Genomic DNA, 2,750 nt, shown 5'->3' with positions numbered 1-2,750 from the left:
GTCCCATTCCTTTGAGCCATTCGGATATTATCTTTTGGCATTGAGTCACCACGTTTATATCTTCGTGTATGACTACAAAGTCGTCTGCGTATCTTATGAAACTCAGCGACTTTACCTTGGTTTGCCAACTCACTTGATTTCGTTTTGGATTTGGGATGTCTAGTGTTTTGGCAAATTCCATGAGTCTTATTTCCATTCCATTTAGGGCAATATTAGCTAGTAGCGGCGATATCACCGCGCCCTGTGGCGTACCCTCTGAAGTTGGAAATAGGTTTTTCCCATCGATTACACCTGCGTTTAACCAGGATTTATTTTCGCCAAAAGTGCTTCATGGTTGATTTTATCGAAACATTTTGCTAGCTCGGCATATAGCACATATTTGGCTTTTTGCCTAATTGCGTTGTATATTGCTTCGATTGCATCATGACATGAGCGTCCGGGTCTAAATCCGTAAGAATTAACCTCGAAACGCGCTTCCCATTCCGGTTCGAGTGCTAGTTTTGATAGTGCTTGTAATGCCCTGTCGTACATCGTTGGTATGCCTAGGGGTCTTTTTTCTTCGCTTCCAGGTTTTGGAATCCAAACCCTACGGGTAGGTTTCGTTTTCCCTTTTAGCTTCAGATCGTCAACCAGTTTTAGTCTGGCTTCCGGTTTTAAGGATTTAATCCCGTCAATTCCGGCTGTTTTCTTGCCTTGGTTGTCCTGTGTGACTCGGCGCACTGCTAAGCATCTGGCACTCCACGACCTGATGAGGATTTTTTGCAGCTTTCGGACTACTTTGACATCACCACGAAACGAGGCTCGGTATATCCGCTTTTGCAACTTGTAAACATCTTTCTCTATCTGTTTCCAGGGTAATTCCCGCGATTGATAGTCAGGTTTTGTTCCTAAACAGATAGGTATGTCTTGTTTCCATGCCACCCTAAACTTCAGTTTGGTTTTAGCCTTTTCCATTGCTACTTACCGCTATACGATCCATTTCACCGTGGGTACGTCAGCGTATCCTTTTGTTTCCAAAGGGCGAAAGCTTCTTACCCAATCCCTCGCTACAATTGCATTCGGCTGGTTACCGTCTTGGGTATCGACCTCCCCTTGGGCATTTGTAGGGTTATTTCGTTCCAAGACACCATTATTGGGAACCTTTAGAGTGTTACTATCCACCGGGTTTCTTGGCGGTGCAAGTTGGTCAACCAGGAAATTGCCAACGCCGTATCCGTGCCTTTTGGCTTGGGCTGATAGCCGTCTTCGCCCATTTGCGATCTCGATGGTTCGGTCGTAACTTCACGTTGTAGTTACTCGTGGGTTCTTGCTAGACGGGATTTCCAGTACGGCTCTAGATTACCGCCGTTCATCCGGTGCTTCACTCGTTTGATCGCCATTCTCCCAAGTGGGGGATGCGCTTTCACCTCTGCACCAGAGGGATAGGACTGGGAATTTCTAGGGTACTTTTCCTCACCTACATGGTGTCTCAGTTATCCTCTCTAGAGGATTCAAGTGCTTCCTCAACCTTTTGGTTACTCTAGAGAAGTTAGTCATCCTTGAATATTGCTATTCATTTCGACTAAACGAATCGCACTCCTTGCTTTGCAGCTAGATACTCGCTCTTTAAGATCAATTCATTCGATGCGGCATCGCTTATAGCGCGGTTTAATCCCCTTTTCCTTGATTGTCCATTTGGTAAAAACCTCCCACTTGTATCGTCCTTTTTGACTTGGCATCGGCGCAACATTCCCGCGGCGTTTAAATCTTCTATCGCGATGGCATCTACTCGTCGAGAGGTAATAGTCTTCGCCACCCACCACTGAGCGAGCCTGTCTCTTGTCGGCAATCTTTTTATGCAAGCGCCCCACTTTTTTGTCCGCTTTTTTACGTTTTTTGCTGCCTTTAACGCAAGCGACTGACTCGGCGTTGTCTAACTTTAAGGAGATGTTTTGTCTTTTTTCTGGTAGCAAACTTGGGATTTTCAAATTGATCACTGAAAGATGTACTAACTTGGTGATGCCCAAATCGCCACCGAGGAGCGATTTTACTTCCCCTAGAGGCTTGGCTGCGTAATCGGGTATGGTTTTATCCTCAATTCTGACCGAAATATACCAACCATCTTGGCGTTGCCGGACAGTAACGGATTTGATTGTGAAGCCGTCAGGTACGGGTCGAGAGTTATGAAAACGCATCCAACCTAATTTGGGGAAGTAAACATTACTCGCTTTAATTTTCACGCCTGTGGCATATGTGAATGAGGTAAAATTGCTACGAGTTTTGAATTTCGGAAAACCTTGGCCTTCAAAAAAGTTCTTATAGGCAACATCTAACCGCTTTACATTCTGCTGCAATACGGTTGAATCAATCTCACCATACCAAGGTCTAGCTAGTTTTAATTGTGGCAGCGCCGTAATCTGAATATCGCCGGCACTGCGGCGAGGATTTTTGGCGTTTCCTTCCTGATCTACCAAGGTATCTTTCCCAGGTGCAAGAGAAGCACCATTCTTGCTGACAAAGCACGTCAACGGACAAGCAAGAACCCTAGTTTTAATATCGCAGTAATCGCCCAGGATAAACTGTTGACTGTATTGGACTATCCTGTCGTTCAAGCATCAGTTATAGTGGCGGCAAAGCATATTGACCCAACTGCCCATACTGCTTGATTGGGATGCTTTTGGTCTTAGCTTGTAGACGTAAGCTGTCAACGAATCTCACCTGTTTGTAGCTGTGCTATTTTTGTCTAGAGTAAATCCTAAATGAATCCAACC

General features: G+C 45.2%; 1 protein-coding gene and 1 pseudogene. Both read right to left on the bottom strand.

The window, feature by feature from the left end; genetic code table 11:
* Positions 1 to 954, bottom strand: a pseudogene (locus ACE1CM_RS29200) (reverse transcriptase N-terminal domain-containing protein); the annotation flags it as partial.
* A gap of 662 nt (positions 955 to 1,616) precedes the next feature.
* Positions 1,617 to 2,591, bottom strand: coding sequence for an RNA-guided endonuclease InsQ/TnpB family protein (locus tag ACE1CM_RS29195; protein WP_374882362.1), 975 nt, complete (start codon positions 2,589 to 2,591; stop codon positions 1,617 to 1,619).
* Positions 2,592 to 2,750 lie beyond the last annotated feature (159 nt).

Source organism: Microseira sp. BLCC-F43 (genome assembly GCF_041929235.1).
Classification (GTDB): Bacteria; Cyanobacteriota; Cyanobacteriia; order Cyanobacteriales; family Aerosakkonemataceae; genus Microseira.
The sequence above is the reverse complement of the archived record's forward strand: the minus strand, read 5'-3'. Positions and strand labels throughout refer to the sequence as shown.